The sequence below is a fragment of the Paenibacillus sp. D9 genome, from assembly GCF_001188365.1.
Classification (GTDB): domain Bacteria; phylum Bacillota; class Bacilli; order Paenibacillales; family Paenibacillaceae; genus Paenibacillus_O; species Paenibacillus_O humicus.
This window is the reverse complement of the sequence record NZ_JZEJ01000001.1, coordinates 999,075-1,019,101: the sequence shown is the minus strand read 5'-3', so window position 1 is coordinate 1,019,101 and position 20,027 is coordinate 999,075. Positions and strand designations below refer to the sequence as shown.

Here is a 20,027-nt window from a genome sequence, read left to right as displayed (position 1 = left end):
GAACGCCGGATGGACAAAAACTTGGAAGCGGATTCATCGATCCTGGCCAAACAAATGGCGATCTGGGAGGAAGCGGCGAAAGAATCGTTCTGGGGCTTTCTGGGCGCCGAGAAGCAGCAGCTGGAAAACGGCAGATGCGTCGTCTATCTCGATGTCCAGCCGCATCATATGAATCTGATCGGCATTCTGCATGGCGGGGTCTATGCGACGCTGATCGATTCCGCGATGGGGATGGCCGCGATGGCGGCCCATCCGGAGACGGCTGTCGTGACGACGAACCTGAACCTCAATTATGTCTCGCCGATCAGGGAGGGACGGCTGATCGTCTCGGCCGAGATCGTCCATCAATCCCGCAAGATGATCAGTACGCAAGCGTACGCCCGCACGGAACAAGGGGACTTATGCGCCTTCGGCACCGGTACCTTCCGCGTGCTCGGCAAGTAGGCTGCCCGCATCGATTTTACCGCTTCTGCCGCCGCAGAAGCGGTTTTTGCGTTAGCTTGAGCTTATTGCAGGTAGCAATGAGCAGAAAAAATCGTCTTACTCGGAGCTTCTGTGGCAGAAGCAGCGAAATAAGCAGAAAAAATCGTCTTACTCGGAGTTTCTGGGGCAGAAGCGGCCAAATAAGCAGAAAAAATCGTCTTATTCGGAGCTTTTGGGGCAGAAGCAGCCAAATAAGCAGAAAAAATCGTCTTATTCGGTGTTTCTTGGGCAGAAGAGGCCAAATAAGCAGAAAAAATCGTCTTACTCGGAGCTTCTGGGGCAGAAGCGGCCAAATAAGCAGAAAAAATCGTCTTACTCGAAACTTTTGGAGCAGAAGCGGCCAAATAAGCAGAAAAAATCGTCTTACTCGGAGCTTTTGAGGTAGAAGCAGTCAAATAAGCAGAAAAAATCGTCTTACTCGGAGCTTATGGGGCAGAAGCAGCGAAATAAGCAGAAAAAATCGTCTTATTCGGAGCTTTTGGGGCAGAAGCGGCCAAATAAGCAGAAAAAATCGTCTTACTCGGAGCTATTGGGGCAGAAGCAGTCAAATAAGCAGAAAAAATCGTCTTACTCGGAACTTTTGGGGCAGAAGCAGTCAAATAAGCAGAAAAAATCGTCTTCCTCGGAGCTTTTGGGGCAGAGGCGTGCTTTTTGCTGCTCGGTGAGTCTGTTTCCGAACCCTTTTGGTCCTTCTACACGTCTGTTTCCAAATAGAGGAGCAAAATGCATAATAGAGGCGCAAATTGCTTTCCAAGCGGCGAAATGAAAAAATGGATGGATATCATGGGGCAGAAAAGGAGATTGCAAATGGGAGAAACGGCGGTTGTTGCAGGAGGAACCGGTCTCGTCGGCCGCGAGCTGCTCAACCTGCTTCTTGCAGGAGAGCGCTATGCCAACGTCATTGCGATCGGACGCCGTCCAACGGGCTTGTCGGATCCGAGGCTGGAGGAGAGGGCGATGGAAGGCGGCCAGCCGGAGCAATGTCTCGAAGGCATTCCGGGTGGATACGACCTGTTCATCGCCACAGGCACGACAATCAAGAAAGCGGGTACGCGTGAAGCGTTTCGGCGGGTGGATTACGAGCTTCCGCTGCGGCTTGCCGAAATGGCGGCTTCGCAGGGAGCCGGCGCGCTTGTGATCGTATCGTCCATCGGCGCTTCGCCGGACTCCCGGTATTTCTATCTCCGGGTCAAGGGAGAGCTGGAGCGGCAGCTGGAGAAGCTGAGCCTGCGGCGTCTGATTGTGCTCAGACCTTCCCAGCTGCTCGGGAAGCGCCAGGAGCGGCGGCCGGGCGAGAAATGGGCCGCTGCGCTGGCGAAGCCGCTGTCGGGGCTGATGGTCGGCAAGCTGGCCCGCTACCGGCCCATTCATGCGGCGACGGTTGCGTCCGCCATGCTGGAGGCGGCGAAGAGGGCTCCCGAGGGAGTGACGGTGGTGGAGTCAGAGCAGATTGCCGCCATCGGCTCGCACGGATGGGGGGCGGACGAATGAAAGCAATCCGCAAGGCCGCATTCTGCGCGGCTGCGATCATGCTCGCGGCGTCTCTCTCCGCCTGCAGCGGGGGAGACGACAAAGCCGGCTCGTCAGGAAAGAGCACGGGCAGGGATGCAGCTGCGATCACCCCTTCCTCCTCGCCTGATCACAGCATTGAAGGACAGGAGCCGACTGAAACGCCATCACCGTCAGCGAGCACGCTAAAGGAGTCTGGATCGCCATCACCGTCAGCGAGCGCGCCAAAGCCGGCTGCGTGCGGAAAACCGTCCGCTTCGCCGTCGACTAATACCGCGACAGCGGCTCCTGCTCTTGGAGAGAAATCCCTGTCCGCCTACTTCGGCTTTGCCGACGAGACGGGAACGAAGCTGATGATCGTGCCGGATATCCAGGGAGAGATCGATCCGGATGCCCTCTCTTCGATCAAGACCGCAGCGGGAGCAGGCGGCAAGACGCTGCCGGTGGCTTATGCGGGAGTGCAGCAAGGAGACGCAAAGGATAACGGCAGGCAGACGGCTTCCAACTTTGTCCATATGAAGGGGTACGTGTTTCAGGTTGAACAGGGTACTGCCCAGCCGAACGCTACCTATTATATGCTGCGCGGCGAGCAAGCTCCGGAAGCCTTCTTCCCGGTCGAGGACAGGAAGGCTGCCAAGCCGGGCGCCTCTCTGTTGAAGGCTGTTGCCCAAGAGAAGAAACGGAAGGTCGACCAGGCTTGGACGATCGGCCGGATAGACGTGAATGGAAAACCAATGGATCTGCTGCTGATCCAGTTCGCGCGGGAGCAAAAAAGCATGCTGGCGAGCCTCGTTCTCGTACCGGAGGAATCGAAACCCCTTTACAAGGACTTCCCGGCGGATTATGATGAAAATTCTACGTGGACCGTTGACGACGGCGGCACCATGAACCCGGACTCCTTTTCCTTGCGCTTTGCCGCGCGTACCGGAGAAGGCATGATTCTGGGCATGGAATGGAATGCTGCCGAGGGCAGCAATTCCTTTCTGCTGCAAGCCGATTCCGGCAAGCTGGCCGATCTCGGCATCGGCGGCGGAAGATACATGAGTCCATGACGGGGCATGAAGCTGCCCCGCAGAAATCTAGAACCAAGCGGAGGCTGCAGCGCATTTGACCCCATATCCTTTCGAATTTGATCCGACCCGTCCCTTCATCGAGCAAGCCAGCGACTGGATCTCGGATGTTTTCTACGATATTCTGCCTGAAGCCGGCTTTGAAGTCCGCGATGAGCAGATTTACATGGCTTTCCAGCTGGAACGGGCCTATAAGGAAAAGAAAACGCTGTTCGCCGAGGCCGGCGTCGGCACCGGTAAAACACTCGTCTACCTGCTCTATGCCGTCGCATATGCCCGGTATACCCGCCGGCCGGCCGTCATCGCCTGCGCCGACGAATCGCTGATCGAGCAGCTGACGAAGGCGGAAGGCGACATCGCCAAGCTGGCGGCTTACCTGGACCTGAAGGTGGATGCCCGGATGGCGAAGTCGCAAAGCCAGTATCTGTGCCTGAACAAGCTCGACGACGTGCGGGGCGACGAGAGCTATGATGCGATCTACGAGACGCTTCCCGAGTTCGTGCGCAAGCCCGATACGCTGCAGTCCTTTCATCCGTACGGCAGCCGCAAGGATTATGCCGGGCTTGACGACGCCCGCTGGTCGAAGATCGGCTGGGACGTGTTCCAGGACTGCTTCGTCTGCCCGCAGCGACATCGCTGCGGCATGACGCTGTCGCGCGACCATTACCGGAAGTCGCCGGATCTCATTATCTGCTCCCATGATTTCTACATGGAGCATGTGTGGACGGCCGAGGCGCGCAAGCGGGAAGGCCAGCTGCCGCTGCTGCCCGAGCACAGCTCGGTCGTTTTCGACGAAGGCCATCTGCTGGAGACGGCCGCTCAGAACGCATTGACCTACAAGCTCCAGCACTCGGTATTTGAATCCATCATCAGCCGCCTGCTGCAGAACGACATCCGCGAAACGCTCGCCTATGCGATCGAGGACGCCATAAGCCGCAGCGAGGAGCTGTTCCGGCGCCTGCAGGAGGCCAGCCGTCCTGTGGAAGGCTCCGAAAGACTGGAGTTCGAGCCGACGCCTGGACTTCTGCGGGAAATCCGCGCTTTCCGCTCCTTGCTGGAGGAGATCGAGGAGCAGCTCGTATTCGAGAGCGGCTTGTTCACCCTGGACGGCTATCACCTTACTATCGTGGAAGAGCATCTCGATATGATCGGCACTGCCCTGGCGTTGTTCGAGAAGCCCGATGGGCTCATCACCTGGCTGCTGCCGGATCCGGATGGCTTGACGCTGGTCATGATGCCGAGGCTGGTCAAGGAAGTGCTTCGGGAGCGGGTATTCGCCAAATCGATGCCGATCATCTTCTCTTCGGCTACGCTGTCGGCCGGAGGCTCCTTCCACTATGCGGCCGATACGCTTGGAATCGAGGAGTTCTTGAGCTTCAGCACTCCGTCTCCGTACGATTACGCTTCCCAGATGCGGATTCATCTCGATCCTGCCGCGGCAGCGGAGGACAAGAGGCGGCGCACGGTCGAAGCGCTCCGCCACAGCGGAGGAAGGGCGCTCCTTCTCTTCCCGTCCCGCAAGCAGCTGGAGTCGTTCCGCGACTGGGCTGCCGTAGCGCCCGAGATGAAGGAATACCGGCTTCACTTTGAAGGCACGGCAGAAATAAGCAGCCTGATCGCGGCTTTCCAGCAAGACGAGGAAAGCGTCCTGTGCGCTCATACTCTATGGGAAGGACTCGATGTGCCGGGTCCGTCGCTGTCGCTCGTCGTCGTCTGGGATCTGCCTTGGCCGCCGCGGGATCCGGTCTTCAACGCCAGGCGCCAAGCGGCGGCGAGCGCCTTCGGGGAAATCGAGGTTCCGTTCATGCAGCTGAGGCTGAGGCAAGGGGTCGGGAGGCTGATCCGATCGCGCGGAGACAGCGGGGACGTCGTCATCCTGTCCTCGCAGCTGCTTGACAGCCAAGTACGGGAAGCCGTCGTATCGGTACTGCCCGAAGGAACGTTACAGGAGGAGAATTGAGATGGAAATTACGGAATACAGCGTGGAGAAAATCAAGGATCCATTCGGCATTCTAGACGGACAGCGGTATGAATACCTGCTTCAGATCGAGGTGGATGAAGAGGACGAGCTGTACTCGCCGAGCGGCCTGTACGTGCGCGCTGTATACAAGCAAGAAGGAGCGGGAGGCTCCATCATCCGCCACGAGATCCGCGAGCGGGGCAGCGACCGGCTGCTCGACTTCGGGCTTGAGGATGAAGAGCTCGCCGAATTGGAGACGTTCTGCAAGGAACATATCGCCGACTCGGAAGCAAACGGATAATCAGACAAGAGCCCGCGGCTGCTGGACAGCGCGGGCTCTAGTTCTACTTATGGGGGAGAGACATATGCAGCCTTTTACGGAAAAAGTGATCCGGGTCGTCGGCGCCATCCCGGAAGGCAAGGTCATGACCTACGGCTCGGTCGCTGCAGCGGCCGGAAGCCCTCGCGCCGCGCGCCAGATCGTCCGCATCCTCCATTCCATGGGGGAGAAGTACGGGCTGCCCTGGCATCGGGTCGTCAACGCGGCAGGCTCCGTGTCGCTGCCGGGCGATGCCGGCGAGCTTCAAAGGGCATTGCTGGCCGCGGAAGGCATCGAAGAAGGCTCCCGCGGAGCGATCGATCTCGACCGGCATCGGCATGAACCGGATGCAGAGCAGGCCGGCGGCGAAGCCGGGCATTAAGCGGCGGACTGCTCCGCTGCGGCTCTCGACGTGCTGCGGCTGAGCATGACGAGCACGCCCCAGATAAGCAGGAAGCCGATCAGCTCATGAATCTTGAGCACGGATCCAAAAGCGATCCAGTTGATCAGGACGCCGACGGCAGGGAAGGCGAGCTCGGCCAGCGTGGCGATGGAAGCCTTCGTCGAGGAAAGCCCTTTATAATAGAGCAGCATGCTCAGAAGGCCGGGAATGAAAGCCTGGAAAAGCAGGTTCACGATCAGCACGGCCGCTGCGCCTGTGCTTCCCAGATGCTTCCAGGAGTCTCCGGCGGCCAGCAGCAGAACGCCCAGCAGCGGGATGGCGAGCAGGAAGCGGAGCGAAGTGACGATATGGAAGCCCAGCTTCTTCTGCAGCAGGTATTTGCCCATGACGGTCGATCCGCCCCACAGGAAAGCGGCGCCGATCGAGTACAGCGCGGCCTGGGAGCCGAGATCGTGCAAGCCGAGCTGCGGACCATGGAAGCCGAATGTAAGCAGGTATGTTCCGGCGAGCGCGACGAGCAGATACCAGGAGAAGCGGGCTGGGAAAGATTCCTTGAGCATGAAGCGGGCGAGAATGATGGCCAGCAGCGGCTGCAGCTTCTGCAGCAGCAGGACGGCGTTGAAGTTGCCCATCGTGAACGCGGACGTGAACAGCACCGTGGCGATGGCGGAGCCGCCCCAGGAAACGAAGAACAGGGCTCCGACGACGCCGAGGGTGAGCTTGCCGGTGAGCTGATGACGGTAATGGATAAGGACCGGTACGGCATACAGAGCGAGGAGAAGATGCTCCAGGAAAACGATCTGCGGAGACGTGAAGGTTTTCAGAAGCAGGATGCGGAAAAGGGGATCGACTCCCCAGAGCGTCGCGCCGAGAACGACGTACCAAATGCCGCGGCTGCGGGTAAACAGGCCTTTGTCCGCGCTGAGCGGACGGTCAAGCGTAGCTGTGTCTTTCAATTCAACAACCTCCAGTGGCGGGTTTTTGAATTGAACCTCGTAGAAGCTCATAACCCCCGCCGAAAGACAAATGGCGGGGGCACGAAATAATACGCCTCGCCAAAATCGTGGCACGAAGCGCATTAAACCTTCTCTCATCCGGACTGTCACCGTCGGCCTTGGATTCTCACCAAGTCAGTCCCGGATCCGCATTCGCAGTTCCGGGAGTCGCGGGCTTCGGCGCGCATTCGCGCCGTCACCGCCGGTAGGGAATTGCACCCTGCCCCGAAGGTTCATATTCAGTTGCGTGAATTATATCACAAGGCGACAGCACTCGACAAGAAAAGTTCATGGTTGCAGGGAGCAGCAGCGCATCTCCCCAGGTATAATAAGGAGGACAAGCGCAACAGGGAAAGGAGAATACTGGTCATGAAGAAATGGACATTCGCGGCGATCGCGGTTCTCATGCTTCTGGTCGCGGCGGGCTGCGGATCTTCCGGCAACGCGCCTTATCAGGATGAGTCGGCGGTCAAGGTCGCGATTACGAGCGACCCGGCAGCCGTGGCCGGAACGCCGCTGCAGCTGACGGCGGCTATTGAGGGACTGGTTACGGAAGAGAACCTCAAAATCGACTTCGACATCCGGGAAGAAACGGAGCAGGAGCTCCCTATTTTGATCACTTCCAAGAAGAAAGCCCAGGGACAGTATGAGGTCACGCATACGTTCGATAAGCCGGGCAAATACGTCATCTACATCCATATCTATTCCGGAGACGATCTCCATATCATCAAGCGCAGCACGTTCGACGTCGCTTGATCCGGAAGCCGGTCAAGGGCTGTCCCCATCGGGGGACAGCCCTTTTTTTCTTGTTCGCTTTAAGGCGCGGGGCAGACCTGTCGATCTCGAGGCTTGGGTGACTGCTGTCCATCGAACCGCATAGGGACGGAAGGCGGCCTCGGCCGGCATCGGTATTCAGCCGGAAGCCTCCAGCTCGGCTGAGCTGCCGCGCGATGGGCGGCGTCTTGCCGCAAGATGCCGGGAGAGCAGGAGGAAGAAGACGAAAGCGAGCGCGCTCAAAATCAAATTGACGGCAATGACGGTCTGGTACGAATGCTGCAGCCGGTAGAGAATGCCTCCTCCGAGCGTGGCAGCCGCACCTCCGAGCTGATGGAGCAGCAGCAGAAAGCCGGTGCGCAGCCCGCCCGGTCCGCCGGCGTTCTCATCCGCGAGCAGAATGCCGCCGGATACGGCGCCAACATAGCTCGCGCCGAAAAGCAGCGAGAAAAATACCGGCGACAGCTGCAGATGGGGAAGCAGCAAGGAAAAGGCGAGAACTCGGACTCCAAACAGCAAAGCCAGCGCTGACGAGCGGGAGGAGCGGTCCAGGAAATAGGAGAACAGAAGTCCGCCGCAAACTTCGAGAACGCCGAGCAGGCTGAGCGAAGCGGCGATCGTTGCGGTCGGCACATGCGAATGCTGGTGGATGGCTGCCAGGTTCATTTCCACGGTGCCCATGCTGAAGCCACAGGCAAGGAGAGAGAAGGAGACGACGAGGAAGACGCGGTTTCGGGCCATGTCCAGCAGCGCGGCGGACTTCTCCCGCCAGCTCTGGGGAGGGTTCGCGGGAGAGGCCCCGGAATTTCCGGACGGAGCTGCGGAAAGCGGCTTTTGGCCGTCCTTCGGTGGGAGGATCGTTTCAGGAGCTGCGGAGAGCTCTTGGTTCTCGGAGAGAGGAACGTTCCCCGTATCTTCATGCCGGCCTCCCGCCCGGCTCCGGAATACGAGCGCCGCCAAAGGAAGGAACAGCAGGTGGACGACGAGCAGCACCGCATAGAGCTGTCTCCACTCGTACTTGTGGCCTTGCGTCAACAGCGGCGTCAGCACGGCCAGGCCAAGCGACCCGGCGCTGCCGAGCAGAGCGAGAGCTTTGGCCCGGTGATGGCGGAACCAGTCCTGCACGAGCATATAGGCCGAGGCGGCTCCCAGCCCGCTCAATCCGGCAAGCAATCCGTTCCCGAGCCAATATCCGAGCGTACCGGGAATGAACAGCACCGAGGCGGCGCCGAGGGCGTTCATCGCGGCGGAGATTCCCATCGCCGCCGCATAGCCTTTGCGGTCGGCGAGAAGGCCGCCGAGCGGCGCGCATACAGCGGTAAGCACGATGGCGGTCGACCACGTAAAGCCGAGAAAGTCCCGCTCGACGCCGAGATCGGCGGTAATTTCCGGCTGGAAAAAAGCGATGACGATGCGGCCCAGCGAGCCTGCGAACGTAAAGCACCACAAGACGGCCAGAAGCAGCCAGGCGAATTTCGGTTCCTTGAACAACATGGCGGTTCCCCCTCTGTTTTGTTGTTATCATAGCGGTTCGGGAGATTGGGCGCACCAGCCAATTGGAGGAAATTTTGCCCATCCAATTCATGAAGGCGATATAATCAAACAAAAGGGGGGATGATCATGTTCTGGAAACCGAGTCCATCCGGCTCAGATGCCGTCTATATCCAAATATGCCGGCACTATGAGGAGCAGATCCGCAGCGGTCTGCTGCCTCCGGGCTCGAAGCTGCCGGCGGAACGGGATCTTGCCCTCCGGCTGGCGGTCAACCGCAGCACGGTCCAGGCGGCATACGGCGAGCTGAGGGCGCTCGGTCTCGTCCAGTCGCGCCCGGGAAGCGGGACGAGCGTCAGCGACTCGATGTGGGAGCAGGGGGAGCGGCAGCCGGATTGGATCCGCTATTTGAGCCGAAGATACAATCCTTCTAGCCGGCTGCAGGAGGCCGTCAACGAGGCGCCTCGAGAAGGCGTGATCGACCTCACCCAAGGAGAGCTGCATCGCAGCCTGATGCCTCTGGAGCTGATGGAGCGGCTGTCGGGAGAGCTTGATTGGAGCCGGCCGTTCAGCTACAGGGACGATCCGCAGGGCGATTGCGGCTTGAGGGAGGCTCTCGCCTCCCATCCGCGGATCGGTCCTTCGCTGGCAGCGAAGCCGGATGAGCTGCTCCTGACAGGCGGCGTCAAGCATTCGCTCGGCCTAATCGCGAGAGCGATGCTGGAGCCGGGGGACGCCGTAGCGGTCGAAGGTCCGTCCTATCTGTACACGATGGGCGTATTCGCGGCAGCCGGCATCTACATGGTCCGGCTGCCGGTCGACAAGGAAGGCCTCACGCCGGAAGCGATACCGGAGCTGTACCGCCGCCACCGGATCCGGCTTGTCGTTACGAATCCGACGTTCCAGAATCCGACCGGATCGACGCTGTCGCTGGCGAGACGGCTGCAGCTCCTCGCCATCTGCACCGAGCTCAGGCTGCCGATCATCGAGGACGATCCCTACTCCCTGCTCGGCAGGCCGGGCTGGACGGCGCTTCCTTCGCTGCGCTCGCTGCCCGGCGGCAGGGAGCGGGTCCTATCCTGCGGCACATTCTCGAAGATCGCCACTCCCGGCATGCGGACAGGCTGGATCGCGGCGCCAAGGGCGCTGATGGCGCCGCTGATGGCCGCGCGCCACGCCTCGGGGTTGACGACCAGCCATCCGGGTGAACGTCTGGGAGCGGCGCTGCTGGGCAGCGGCCAGTTCGATACCAGGCTGGAGACCGTCCGGGCGGCTCTCGAACGCAGAAGACAGGCGGCCGCGGAAGCCTCGGCGGCCAGCCTTGCTCCGCATGCGGCCATCCAGGCGGCGCTTCCGGAGGGCGGCTTTTATATCTGGCTGAAGCATGGCCTGGCGCGCTCCGGACTGGAAGTGCTGCAGGAATGCATGGAGCAAGGCGTCGCCGTCAGTCCCGGGGAGCTGTACGGGGAACGTCCCGGCTGGATGCGCATCAGCGTCGCGGCGGCCGAAGAGGACATGATCGCCGAGGGAATACGGCGGGCAGCCGCTGCGTTGGAGCGGCTGGCAGGCAAGGAATGCCATAAGAACAAGAACAATCAGGGCCGGAGGGAGGATCGGGGATGACACGAATTGTATGGGTCGAGGACGAGCGGGAGCTGGCGGAGCAAGGGGCTGCGTATTTGCGCAGAGAAGGCTGCGAGGTCCATACGGCTGATTCGGCAGAAGCGGCGATCGTCCTGATCGAGCAGGAGAAGCCGCAGCTGCTGCTTGTGGATTGGCTGCTGAAGGGCGGCGGAACGGGTCTCGACTTATGCCGCCGCAATGAAAGGCTGTGGCAGCTGCCGATCCTGATGGTGACGGCGCGAAGCGACGAGTTCGACCGCATCCTGGCGCTTGAGATCGGCGCGGACGATTATATCCAGAAGCCGTTCAGCCTGAGGGAGCTGCATGCCCGGATCAAGGCGGTGCTTCGCCGAGCCGGAAGGATGAAGGAAGGAGAGGGCTCGCTCCCGGCTAAGACGGAAGGGCTCGTCCGCGGCGACCTCTCCATCTCTCCGGAGCGGTTCGAAGCCAGCGTCGGAGGGGCTCCGGTGGAGCTGACCCGAACCGAGTTCGCGCTGCTGCTGAAGCTGGCCTCTCATCCCGGAAGGGTATTCACCCGGACGCATCTGCTGGAGGAGGCTCTCGGCGAAGCGTACGCAGGGTATGAGCGGACGATAGACAGCCATATCCGGAATTTGCGGCGCAAGCTCGGCGACGATTCGGCCGAGCCTCGTTATATCGGGACGGTATACGGCGTCGGATATCGCTTCCTTCAGGAAGAGAGGCGCGAATGAAGGCACGCTCCCTGTCCCGAGCTGCCTGGCTGCGGACAGCCTGCGGCTCGGCCGCTGCGGCGATAGCGGCTGCTGCCGTGCTGGTAGGGACGCCGCAATCGTCGAAGGAGCCTGACGAAGCGAAGCGGCTCGCTCTGTACTGGAGCGGCTATGCGTCTGCGTATGCCGGCTTGCACGGTTCGGCGGACGGCATGGAGGAGGCTCTCCGGCGGGATGCGGCTGCGCATCCCGCCGGGGGCGCTGTTTACTTGGAGGTTAGGACGGCCGCAGGCGAGACGATCGCTGTCGCCGGAGAGGATGGTCCTCGCGGCAGCCGTCTGTCGTCGGTCAAGCCTTTCATGCTTGACGGACGCGTGGCGGGAACGGTCGAGGCCTCCGTCGCCTCCTCTGCCGGCGGGCATGCGGCGGTATGGCCTGCCGCCGCCGGCATGGCCGCGTTCGCCTGCGCCTGGGGCCTGATGAGGCTGGAGGCCGCTCGCGGCCAGCGCCGGCTGAGACTGTGGGCCGACGAGGCGAAGCTCCTTCGGCCGAGCGGCAGCGGGCATACTGCCGCTGCGGCAGTGCATGGAGCGCGCATGCTTCAGGCGCCTTCCGCCGAGGATCCGGGCGAAGAGGAGCTGTCCCGACGTCTGTCCGAAGCGGGCGATTATATCCAGCACCTGCAGACAGTGCGCAAATCGATGGTGGGCGAAGTCGCCCATGAGCTGCGGACGCCGCTTGCCGTCCTGCTGGCGTCTCTGGACAACGCCTTGTACGAGGAGCGGGCGCTGGATGCCTCCCAGCTCGCCAAGTTGTCGGAGCAGGCGAGAGGGATGGCCCGTCTTGTCCAGGATCTGCAGGATCTGTCGCTCGCCGAGAGCGGCCGGCTGGCGCTGGACAAGCGCTGGTTCGCTCCGGCCGAAGCGGCCGCCGCGATCGCGGAGCTGCTGGAAGCGGAGGCCGGGGATAAAGGAATCCGGGTCCGGACGGAGCTCGACGAGGCGGCGAAGGTATTCGGCGACGAGAAGCGGATCCGCCAGCTTTTGCTCAACTTGTCGGACAACGCTCTTCGGCATGCGCGCACGACGATGACCGTCCGAATCGCGGCGGCAGGCAGCGGAGTGCGGATCGAAGTCGAGGACGACGGCTGGGGAATGGAGGAGGAAGAGCTCGATCAGCTGTTCCAGCGCTATGTCCGCAGGCGGACTTACGCGGACGGAAGTCCCGCGCCGCGCGGGCTCGGATTGGGGCTGGCCGTCGTCAAGGGCATTGCCGAAGCCCATGGAGGCTCCGTCGGCGTCAGCAGCCGCTTCGGAGCGGGAGCTCTTTTTTATGCCGAGCTTCCTGCCTATCGCGAATAGCCGCCTTCTGCACAATGTCTGCACATTGTGTCGATGGCTGCTGCACATAAGCCTGTTAGTCTACTGGCGTACCCGCCGAGCGGGAGAAAGGGGCTGGCGCCGGAATGCTGAAGGCGAAGCAAGTGAGCAAAACGTTCGGGACGGGCAGCGAGGCCGCCCGGGCGCTCAAGGAGATCAATCTGCAGGTAGAGGAAGGGGAGACGGTGGCGGTCACCGGGCCGTCGGGCTGCGGCAAGACGACGCTGCTTCATGTGCTCGCCGGCCTGGAGCCGCCCGGGAGCGGCGAAGTCTGGCTCGGAGAGAGCGCTCTCCACAAGCTCGGCGAGAAGGAGCTGGCGGAGGTCAGGCTTCGGCGGATGGGGTTCGTTTTCCAATCCTATCATCTGGTTCCCGTCCTGAGCGCGGCCGAGAACGTCATGCTGCCGCTCATGGCCAGAGGCATGTCCAGGAAAGAGGCGCAGTCCGCAGCGCGGGAAACGCTGAAGCTCGTCGGGCTGGAGAACAAGGCGGCGGCGTTGCCGGCGCAGCTGTCCGGAGGCCAGAACCAGCGCGTGGCGATCGCCAGGGCGGTAGCCGGCCGCCCGGACATCCTGTTCGCGGACGAGCCTACGGGCGCGCTCGACTCCGATACGGCGGAGCAGATATTGGGCTTGCTGGAGATGCTGAATGTCCGCAGCGGCACGACGATCGTGCTCGTGACGCATGATGCGGGCTTCGCAGCCCGGATGAAGAGGCAGATCCGCATGTTCAACGGGCGGATCGTGCATGACGGAGGTACGCTCTGATGCTGGCGAAGGGATTGAGCTGGCGGATAGGCCTCCTGTATCTGAAAAGGCAGAAGCGGCAGACGCTGCTCAGCCTGCTGGCCGGGGCGATCGGGGCGATGCTCATCTCGATGTCCTGCTTTCATTACATCGCCGTCAAGGGCAGCGGAGATGCTTGGGTACGCGCTCATTTCGGCCCGATCGACTGGGTGTTGATGCCGAGGCAGGGCAAGCCGTTCAGCGGCGAGCAGGCCGTGACGCTCCGATCTGAGCTGGAATCGATGCCCGGCGTCCGCTATCGCAGCCTGCCGGTCGTTGCCGGCGCGACGACGCTGTTCGCTTCCGACCGGCAGGATGCAGATGCGAAGTCTCTGCAGCAGGTCCAGCTGCTCGGGCTGGATCCGCGGCAAGCGAAGCTCTTTGATGAAGGACAAGCCGAATTATGGAGGACGGGGCTGCCTTCGGGTCAAGCGATTCTGGACCGGGAAACCGCAGGCAGGCTCGGGCTTGAAGCCGGCGACGCGGTGTGGGCGGCGGATGCCGCCGGGATGCGCAAGCCTCTGATCGTCCGGGACGTCGTCGAGGCGACCGGAGTGACCGGATATAGAGGCGATCGGGGCAGCAGGAACGGAACGATCCTGGTGAACGAGCGCGATGCGGCAGCGCTTGCCGGCAGCCCTGAAGGCAGCTACAGCTTCGTGCTGGTCGGGAGGACGGATCCGGCCGGCAGCGTCATTGGCATGAACTACAGCAACAAGATGAATGAGCTGACGGAGACTCGATTCGTGAAGCGTGAAGCCTTATCCAGAGCAGGCGGAAATATGGTCATGGTCATTTTGGCGATCAGTATGACGGCGATCTTCTCCAGCGCTTTTTTGCTACGCCAGATCGTCCACATGATGGCCGAATCGCGAAGCGAGCTGTACGGGGTGCTGAGGGCGATCGGGATGAACCGGCGGCAGGCGAGGGGGCTGTTCGCGGCCGAGGCGCTGCTGCTCGGGCTGCTGTCCGGCCTGATCGGGCTGCTGTCAGGGGCGGGGGCAGGATGGGCAATGGTGAAGCTGCTCTACGGCGGCGGATACGGGCACGCGGTCAGCTCCGCAGGCATTCCCATCACAGCCCGCATTTCGCCTGCCCTGGCGGCCGTCGCAGCGGCAGCCGTCCTCTTGTATCAAAGCCTGCTGGTCCTGCTCGCCAGCCGCAAAGCCGGTGCGGGGACCATCGTTTCCGCATTGAGGGGAGAGGCGGCGTCCGGCGGCAAGCAGGGCAGAGGGTGGAAAAGGCAAGCCGGAGCCTGGACGCTCCCGATTCTAGCGGCTGCTTTTTTGGGGGCTCATCTCTATCAGGCGTTCCGCTGGGAGCCGGCAGCGCCTTCCGGAGGAACGATGCTTGCGCTGCTGCTGACCTGGCTTGGCGCTTCGGCCGCAGCGGTTTACGCCGTGTTTGGCTTGCTGCTGAGCGCTGGTCGCCGGCTGGCGGGACGCCTCAGCCTGTCCTCTCTGCTCGCCGTTCGTTATGCCGGCCAGCGTCCGGGAAGGACGTTCACCGTCATGCTCCTGTTCGGCATCGCGATGATGACGGTGACCTTCACCTCGGGGCTCAGCAGCCTCATTCTCAAAAACATGGACACGGAACGCACGGTTCAGACAATGCTCGGGTATGGCGGCTACGTTCCCTACCAATCGGCGGAAGAAAAAGAACGCGTGCTCGAGCTCTTGAGGACGGATGCCGAGCTGCGCCGGACGGTCTCGCATCACGCCGTTGTCGAGCCTGTCATGGGCGGCGTCCAGCTGGAAGGGAAAGGCTCCCGCTTCAGCCAGGCGTTCGTGCCGGTCTCGCAGGAGCTGCTGGCCGGCGGCGGCTGGACGCTTGCCGAACGGTCGCCGGAGTTCGGCAGCGATGAAGAGGCATGGAACAAAGTGGAATCGGATGACGGTTATGTCGTCCTGCCTCTTCAATACAGGAAGACGGCAGGCGATAAGCCCTCTATATTTCACGGACCCGAAGCAACCTATACAGCGGGAGATCATATCCGAATGAGCTTTTACAAGAATAATCTCGTCGGTCCCTCGGACAAGCCCGACCTCACCGTCGAGCTGAAGATTGCCGGCTTTGCGGCCGATAATACAGAATCCACCGCCCGCACCGAATACGTATATGCAACGACCTATGTTAATCCTGAGCTGCTGGCCAAGCTCAAGCCCTACCATCACCCATGGGACAATCAGGTCCATCAAGGCCTGCTGCTGCTTCAGTTTCATTACCGAGACCTGCAGCTGGACCGGGAGATCAGCAGCCGTCTCGTGTCGGGCGGAGCGTTGTCCGTCGGCATTCCATATTTGTCGAACAGCGAGAAGTATGCCGAAAACAAGCAGCTCGTGAACGGCTTCATCGGCTTCACCGTTCTGTCCGCCGTCATCGGGCTGCTGGGGCTTGCGGTGCTTCAGAAACGCTCTATAGGAGAGAGGTCGCGGGAGATCGCGATGCTGCGCTGCGCCGGCATTCCATCCCGCAAGCTGTTCCGCTCGTTCCTGCTGGAGGGGACGCTGCTCGGCGGCTGCGGCCTGCTCGCCGGCACGGCTGCCGGAGCGACGGGCGCCCATGCCTTCATCCGGATTTTGCAGACCGACCTGAGGCCGGGAGAAGCGCCCGTCGAAGCCGAATTTCCTTGGCTGCTTCTGTCCGGCGTGCTTGGCTTGCTGCTGGCGGCGGCGTTCCTGTTCAACATCGGACCCGCGCGCGGAGCGTTGATCTCCTCGCCGACGGAACCTTTGCGCTCTGCCGACGTCTAATGAAGGAAGGAGCGCTTCGCCGATATTGCGGCGAAGCGCTCCTTTTTCCAGCAATCTTAAGAAAAAACTCAGATTTCGTAAATACTTTGTTACTTTTTGTCTGGTAAAATTCCCTTATACTGGTTTTGTGCGTACCATGGTGCTACATATTGCTGTTAGGATTCGTCTTATAGATAGAGCTATGCCACGGGGGAGAGAATGAATCATGAGCAAGAGGGATCAAGCCGACAGGATTCGCCGATTGCGGTCGGTCGAAAGTCACTGCTACAGCGTATGCATGTACCTGCTGCAGAACGAGGCGCTCGCGGTTCAGGCGGCGCAGGATGCGCTGTGCGACATGTTCAGCCGCGACAGCCTGCATCCGGATGAGGTCAAAAAAACAGCCATGGAGCATGCGCTCGCGGCGGCGGGCAAAGCCCGCGCGGCAAGCCAGGCATGCGCCATGGCGTGAATCAGGTTTCGGCCGGAACGGCCGGCTGGCCTGATTTTTTTTTGCGCAGCGCCGATATCCAGCGCCCTCCGTACTCCGACACGAGTACGCCCGACATGACGAGCAGGGCTCCGATATAACCTTGCATTCCCAATACCTCGTCTGCGAACAGATAGCCGAACAGGGCGGCGAAGACGGGCTCAAGCGCAAAGATTAGGCCTGCCCGGGCCGGGGATGTATACCGCTGGGCGAGCGGCTGCGCGATATAGCAGAATGCGCTGCACACGACAGCCAGAGCGCCGACGGAGAGCCATCCGTTCAGCGAATGCGGCAGGGATGGCTTCTCCAGGAGAAAGGCGAGGACGAAGCCGTAGCCGCCTGTAAACGCCAGCTGCAGGATGCCGAGCTGGAACATGTCGACCTTTTTCCTGACGGCGCGCGAGGTGACGAGCACATACACGGCATATAAGAATGCCGCTGCGATGCACAGAATGTCTCCCGGCTGCATGCTGAGAGGCATCTTCAGCGTGAGCAGGCCGATGCCGGCGATCGCGAGGCTGATGCCGGCCGTCAGCTGCGGCTTCATCCTCTGGCGCATGAATACGGCGGACAGAATCGGCACGAATATGACCGTCAGGCTGACCAGAAAGCCGGCATTCGACGTGCTCGTCGTCTTGAGGCCGTACGTGATGGAGACGAAGACGCCGAGCAGCAGCGCTCCCTGCAAAGCTGCATAACCGGTCGTATGCAAGGACAAGCCTTTCAGCTTCCGATGGAAGAGCACGGCCGTAAGCGCGAAGGCTATGCCGAATCTCAGTCCGATCAACGTCATTTCCCCGACCGAATCCAACGCCAGCTTCATCAGCAGGTAGGAGGATCCCCAGCATATCGTTACCATTACGAGCAGCCATTCCGACTTCTTCATGTTCGTGTTCCCGTCCTCTTCTTGTCGTATCTTCCGATGGTAAAGTATACTAGGAACCATAACATAAGGGAATTGAATGTTATTCATGTTTTACATGAAGGAAATTCATGATAAAAAAGGAATGGAGCAGCCGCTCATGAGTCTGGTCAAATACGAAATATTCAGCGCAGTCGTCGAGCACGGAAGCTTGACAAAAGCAGCGGAAACGCTGGGTTTGACCCAATCCGGAGTGAGCCATGCGCTCGGCAGCCTGGAGAAGGAATTCGGCATCCAGCTGCTCGCCCGCAGCCGCTCGGGCATCCGGCTCACCGTCGACGGCGAGAGGGTGCTGAAGCCGATGCGCGAGATGCTGTCCTGGCAGGAGCAGCTTCAGCAGGAAATCGCGGCGATCAAAGGGCTGCAGGCGGGCACGGTGCGGCTCGGCACGTTCACGAGCGTGTCGGTCCACTGGCTGCCGCAAATGATCAAGGAGTTCGACCGAGACTATCCGGGAATCGAAATCAAGCTGATCGAGGGGGATTACCGGGATATCGAGGAAGGCATCACCGACGGCAGCATGGATATGGGCTTCTTGAGCCTTCCGGCCCGGGATGGCCTCGACACGTTGGCGTTGAAGAAGGACCGCATGCTCTGCGTGCTGCCGGCCGGACATCCGCTCGCCGGCCAGCCGTTCTTGTCTCTCCAGCAGCTTCAAGGCGAGGACTTCATCATTCCGAAGGAAGGCTCCGACTATGACGTCCGGCGCATTCTCGAGGAGGTCATCCAGAGGCCGCGCATCAAGTACGAGACGGCGGACGATTATGCCATCATCGCCATGGTGGAGCACGGCCTCGGCATCAGCATCCTTCCGGAGCTCGTGCTGCAGGGAAGGGATCATCACGCCGCGATGGTCGAGCTGGAGGACGGCCGCTACCGGACGCTGGCGATCGCCGCCTCCTCGTTCAAGCTGCTTTCGCCGGCAGCCCGCCGCTTCCTCGACTATATCAAGCGGTTCATGGAATCCAGGCAGCCGTGAAGGCGGAGTCAGCCGGTGTGCGGGGGCGGCATCGTTATGTAGGCGCCGCTGCCGCGGCGCATGGCTTGCAGCATCAGGACTGCAGCCGGCTGTACAGCCGTTGAAGAACGAGGGCTTCCGCCCACAGCGGCAGCGGAGCTTCCGGCTGCTGCTTCCAGGCCGGGTCCGTTAGCAGGCCTTGGGCATAGAGCCAGTCGACGGCTTCCTGCTTGTACGATTGCGCAGCCGCCGCAGATACGGGCTTCAGCGCCATGGCCGCCGCGATACCTTCGCCGATCGCTGCCGCCAGGTTTTGGCGGACGGCGGCATCCTTCAGCAAGCCGGCATCGAAGGCTTGGTCGAGAAACAGGTTTTCGAGCAGCAGGGCAGGCATCGATGTCTCGCGCAGGACAGCGAAGTTCGCTTCCTTCTTGCCCCTGTCCGCGACGCCCAGCGGCTTCAGATACGCCATGATCCGGCTGTGGACGGCATCCTGGCTGCGGCCGGAGGCGCCGGTGCGGGTTCCGGGATATACATAGGATTCGTAGCCTTCGCCTCCCCCTGCGTTATGATGGATGGAAACAAAGTATGCCGCTCCCCAGCCATTCGCAAGGCTTGCCCTGTCGCTCAAGGCGACGAACACATCGCTGCTGCGGGTGAGGCGGATATCGACGGCGTACTTGCTCCTCAAGTAGGAGGCTGTCTTCAGCGTCAAGTCCAGGGCGCTGTCCTTCTCGACGATGCCGTTGCCGGATGCGCCGGGATCGGTACCCCCATGGCCCGCGTCCAGCGCGAGGATGGGAAGCGCCGCCGCAGGCGCTGTGCTCATCGCTTGATACAGCGTCAGAATCCGCTGTCCGTAAGTCTCGCCGGCGGCCATGGCGTCTGCAAGGCTGGCGTACTTGGTCCGGTCATAACCCGGCACGGCCCAGCGGCCCGCAAGATCTTCCCACGCCGGCGCGGAGCCGCGCGTCACGAGCGAGAAGCGGGGGTCGACGATGGTTTCCCCGGCAGGCACGGCCGCTGTGGAAGCGTAGGCGAACAGATGCTGGATCTGCGCCGTGACGCCTTCAGCGATCGTAGCGAACGAAGCGCCCGGATTGCCGCCTCCGGTCGCGCCGATGCCGGCGAAGTTGTTCTGCGACGGCTGGACGTCTCCGCCGAAGCGGAACCAGTTCGTCTCATGGATCGATTGGCACAGGGCGATGTCCCCGCGCACGCCGTAACGGGCGCCGACGGCCAGGAACTGCCTGGCGATTTCTCCGTTGAAGGAAGGGTTCACGCCCGCCACATAACGGATCATCGCGTCGGCCGATACGGACTGGGAGCCCAGGATGGATGTTTTGGCCATAAATCTATCACTCCTTTTCGGTCATGCGTTACTCTATTCCCGGAGTGGACAAGGAGTGAGGGCGGACGGCCTCGCCAAGCAAAAATGAAAA

The 20,027-nt window shown here is 61.4% G+C and carries 19 protein-coding genes and 1 riboswitch; of the genes, 14 read left to right on the top strand and 5 right to left on the bottom strand.

Annotated elements, in window-relative coordinates:
• Positions 1 to 9 precede the first annotated feature (9 nt).
• Positions 10 to 444, top strand: coding sequence for a PaaI family thioesterase (locus tag VE23_RS04755; RefSeq protein ID WP_084781298.1), 435 nt, complete (start codon positions 10 to 12; stop codon positions 442 to 444).
• Between the two features lie 62 nt (positions 445 to 506).
• Here VE23_RS04755 and VE23_RS26355 read toward each other — a convergent pair whose 3' ends face one another.
• Positions 507 to 878: a hypothetical protein gene (locus VE23_RS26355; protein ID WP_157053907.1), complete on the bottom strand. Its 372-nt coding sequence runs from the start codon at positions 876 to 878 to the stop codon at positions 507 to 509.
• Between the two features lie 412 nt (positions 879 to 1,290).
• Here VE23_RS26355 and VE23_RS04750 point away from each other — a divergent pair, with 412 nt between their 5' ends.
• The 5 genes from VE23_RS04750 (at position 1,291) to VE23_RS04730 (ending at position 5,723) form a co-directional block, all read left to right on the top strand.
• The gene (locus VE23_RS04750; RefSeq protein ID WP_049867447.1) at positions 1,291 to 1,974 is read left to right on the top strand and encodes an NAD-dependent epimerase/dehydratase family protein; all 684 of its coding nucleotides are present in this window, start codon (positions 1,291 to 1,293) and stop codon (positions 1,972 to 1,974) included.
• Positions 1,971 to 3,044, top strand: a complete 1,074-nt coding sequence (locus VE23_RS04745) for a hypothetical protein (protein ID WP_049867446.1) — start codon at positions 1,971 to 1,973, stop codon at positions 3,042 to 3,044. The genes VE23_RS04750 and VE23_RS04745 overlap by 4 nt, the downstream gene beginning before the upstream one ends.
• A gap of 55 nt (positions 3,045 to 3,099) precedes the next feature.
• On the top strand, positions 3,100 to 5,022 hold the full coding sequence (locus VE23_RS04740) for an ATP-dependent DNA helicase (protein WP_021879883.1): 1,923 nt from the start codon (positions 3,100 to 3,102) through the stop codon (positions 5,020 to 5,022).
• A 1-nt stretch (position 5,023) separates the two neighbouring features.
• Positions 5,024 to 5,323, top strand: coding sequence for a DUF6509 family protein (locus VE23_RS04735; RefSeq protein ID WP_048749697.1), 300 nt, complete (start codon positions 5,024 to 5,026; stop codon positions 5,321 to 5,323).
• 64 nt (positions 5,324 to 5,387) lie between these two features.
• Complete coding sequence (locus VE23_RS04730) at positions 5,388 to 5,723, top strand: MGMT family protein (protein WP_049867444.1); 336 nt, start codon at positions 5,388 to 5,390, stop codon at positions 5,721 to 5,723.
• Here the strand turns inward: VE23_RS04730 and VE23_RS04725 are convergent.
• Positions 5,720 to 6,700, bottom strand: coding sequence for a DMT family transporter (locus VE23_RS04725; RefSeq protein WP_232316804.1), 981 nt, complete (start codon positions 6,698 to 6,700; stop codon positions 5,720 to 5,722). The two genes, VE23_RS04730 and VE23_RS04725, sit on opposite strands and share 4 nt — an antisense overlap.
• A 122-nt stretch (positions 6,701 to 6,822) precedes the next feature.
• A riboswitch (FMN riboswitch) is annotated at positions 6,823 to 6,976 on the bottom strand.
• A gap of 132 nt (positions 6,977 to 7,108) precedes the next feature.
• On the opposite strand from VE23_RS04725, the gene VE23_RS04720 reads away from it, so the two are divergent.
• Entirely contained in the window at positions 7,109 to 7,495 is a 387-nt protein-coding gene (locus VE23_RS04720; protein ID WP_049867443.1) for a hypothetical protein, read from the top strand.
• A gap of 156 nt (positions 7,496 to 7,651) precedes the next feature.
• Here the strand turns inward: VE23_RS04720 and VE23_RS04715 are convergent, their stop codons facing one another.
• Positions 7,652 to 9,007 carry an MFS transporter gene (locus VE23_RS04715; protein WP_049867442.1) on the bottom strand — a complete coding sequence of 452 codons (1,356 nt, stop codon included), beginning with the start codon at positions 9,005 to 9,007 and terminating at the stop codon, positions 7,652 to 7,654.
• Positions 9,008 to 9,133: 126 nt separating this feature from the next.
• On the opposite strand from VE23_RS04715, the gene VE23_RS04710 reads away from it, so the two are divergent.
• From VE23_RS04710 to VE23_RS04685, 6 genes are all read left to right on the top strand, one after another.
• Entirely contained in the window at positions 9,134 to 10,627 is a 1,494-nt protein-coding gene (locus VE23_RS04710) for an aminotransferase-like domain-containing protein (protein WP_049867441.1), read from the top strand.
• Complete coding sequence (locus VE23_RS04705) at positions 10,624 to 11,340, top strand: response regulator transcription factor (RefSeq protein ID WP_021882428.1); 717 nt, start codon at positions 10,624 to 10,626, stop codon at positions 11,338 to 11,340. Before VE23_RS04710 ends, VE23_RS04705 begins: the two co-directional genes overlap by 4 nt.
• A complete protein-coding gene (locus VE23_RS04700; RefSeq protein ID WP_049867440.1) occupies positions 11,337 to 12,680 on the top strand; it encodes a sensor histidine kinase in 1,344 nt (447 codons plus the stop codon). Before VE23_RS04705 ends, VE23_RS04700 begins: the two co-directional genes overlap by 4 nt.
• A 104-nt stretch (positions 12,681 to 12,784) precedes the next feature.
• Positions 12,785 to 13,465, top strand: coding sequence for an ABC transporter ATP-binding protein (locus tag VE23_RS04695; RefSeq protein WP_049867439.1), 681 nt, complete (start codon positions 12,785 to 12,787; stop codon positions 13,463 to 13,465).
• Positions 13,465 to 16,236 (top strand): FtsX-like permease family protein, encoded by a 2,772-nt coding sequence (locus VE23_RS04690; RefSeq protein WP_049867438.1) that lies wholly within the window; start codon positions 13,465 to 13,467, stop codon positions 16,234 to 16,236. The genes VE23_RS04695 and VE23_RS04690 overlap by 1 nt, the downstream gene beginning before the upstream one ends.
• A 205-nt stretch (positions 16,237 to 16,441) precedes the next feature.
• Positions 16,442 to 16,687 carry a hypothetical protein gene (locus VE23_RS04685; RefSeq protein ID WP_048746150.1) on the top strand — a complete coding sequence of 82 codons (246 nt, stop codon included), beginning with the start codon at positions 16,442 to 16,444 and terminating at the stop codon, positions 16,685 to 16,687.
• A 1-nt stretch (position 16,688) separates the two neighbouring features.
• On the opposite strand, the gene VE23_RS04680 is transcribed toward VE23_RS04685, so the two are convergent.
• Positions 16,689 to 17,591: a DMT family transporter gene (locus VE23_RS04680; protein WP_049867437.1), complete on the bottom strand. Its 903-nt coding sequence runs from the start codon at positions 17,589 to 17,591 to the stop codon at positions 16,689 to 16,691.
• Between the two features lie 136 nt (positions 17,592 to 17,727).
• On the opposite strand from VE23_RS04680, the gene VE23_RS04675 reads away from it, so the two are divergent.
• A complete protein-coding gene (locus VE23_RS04675; RefSeq protein ID WP_048746217.1) occupies positions 17,728 to 18,606 on the top strand; it encodes a LysR family transcriptional regulator in 879 nt (292 codons plus the stop codon).
• A gap of 73 nt (positions 18,607 to 18,679) precedes the next feature.
• Here the strand turns inward: VE23_RS04675 and VE23_RS04670 are convergent, their stop codons facing one another.
• Positions 18,680 to 19,936, bottom strand: a complete 1,257-nt coding sequence (locus VE23_RS04670; RefSeq protein WP_049867436.1) for an N-acetylmuramoyl-L-alanine amidase — start codon at positions 19,934 to 19,936, stop codon at positions 18,680 to 18,682.
• Between the last annotated feature and the right edge of the window lie 91 nt (positions 19,937 to 20,027).

Coding starts and splice junctions, on each gene's coding strand:
- VE23_RS04700 (WP_049867440.1), top strand. CDS start 11,337: ATGAAGGCACGCTCCCTGTCCCGAGCTGCCTGGCTGCGGACAGCCTGC.
- VE23_RS04710 (WP_049867441.1), top strand. CDS start 9,134: ATGTTCTGGAAACCGAGTCCATCCGGCTCAGATGCCGTCTATATCCAA.
- VE23_RS04755 (WP_084781298.1), top strand. CDS start 10: ATGGACAAAAACTTGGAAGCGGATTCATCGATCCTGGCCAAACAAATG.
- VE23_RS04720 (WP_049867443.1), top strand. CDS start 7,109: ATGAAGAAATGGACATTCGCGGCGATCGCGGTTCTCATGCTTCTGGTC.
- VE23_RS04705 (WP_021882428.1), top strand. CDS start 10,624: ATGACACGAATTGTATGGGTCGAGGACGAGCGGGAGCTGGCGGAGCAA.
- VE23_RS04670 (WP_049867436.1), bottom strand. CDS start 19,936: ATGGCCAAAACATCCATCCTGGGCTCCCAGTCCGTATCGGCCGACGCG.
- VE23_RS04685 (WP_048746150.1), top strand. CDS start 16,442: ATGAGCAAGAGGGATCAAGCCGACAGGATTCGCCGATTGCGGTCGGTC.
- VE23_RS04735 (WP_048749697.1), top strand. CDS start 5,024: ATGGAAATTACGGAATACAGCGTGGAGAAAATCAAGGATCCATTCGGC.
- VE23_RS04680 (WP_049867437.1), bottom strand. CDS start 17,591: ATGAAGAAGTCGGAATGGCTGCTCGTAATGGTAACGATATGCTGGGGA.
- VE23_RS04690 (WP_049867438.1), top strand. CDS start 13,465: ATGCTGGCGAAGGGATTGAGCTGGCGGATAGGCCTCCTGTATCTGAAA.
- VE23_RS04730 (WP_049867444.1), top strand. CDS start 5,388: ATGCAGCCTTTTACGGAAAAAGTGATCCGGGTCGTCGGCGCCATCCCG.
- VE23_RS04675 (WP_048746217.1), top strand. CDS start 17,728: ATGAGTCTGGTCAAATACGAAATATTCAGCGCAGTCGTCGAGCACGGA.
- VE23_RS04715 (WP_049867442.1), bottom strand. CDS start 9,007: ATGTTGTTCAAGGAACCGAAATTCGCCTGGCTGCTTCTGGCCGTCTTG.
- VE23_RS04750 (WP_049867447.1), top strand. CDS start 1,291: ATGGGAGAAACGGCGGTTGTTGCAGGAGGAACCGGTCTCGTCGGCCGC.
- VE23_RS04695 (WP_049867439.1), top strand. CDS start 12,785: ATGCTGAAGGCGAAGCAAGTGAGCAAAACGTTCGGGACGGGCAGCGAG.
- VE23_RS04745 (WP_049867446.1), top strand. CDS start 1,971: ATGAAAGCAATCCGCAAGGCCGCATTCTGCGCGGCTGCGATCATGCTC.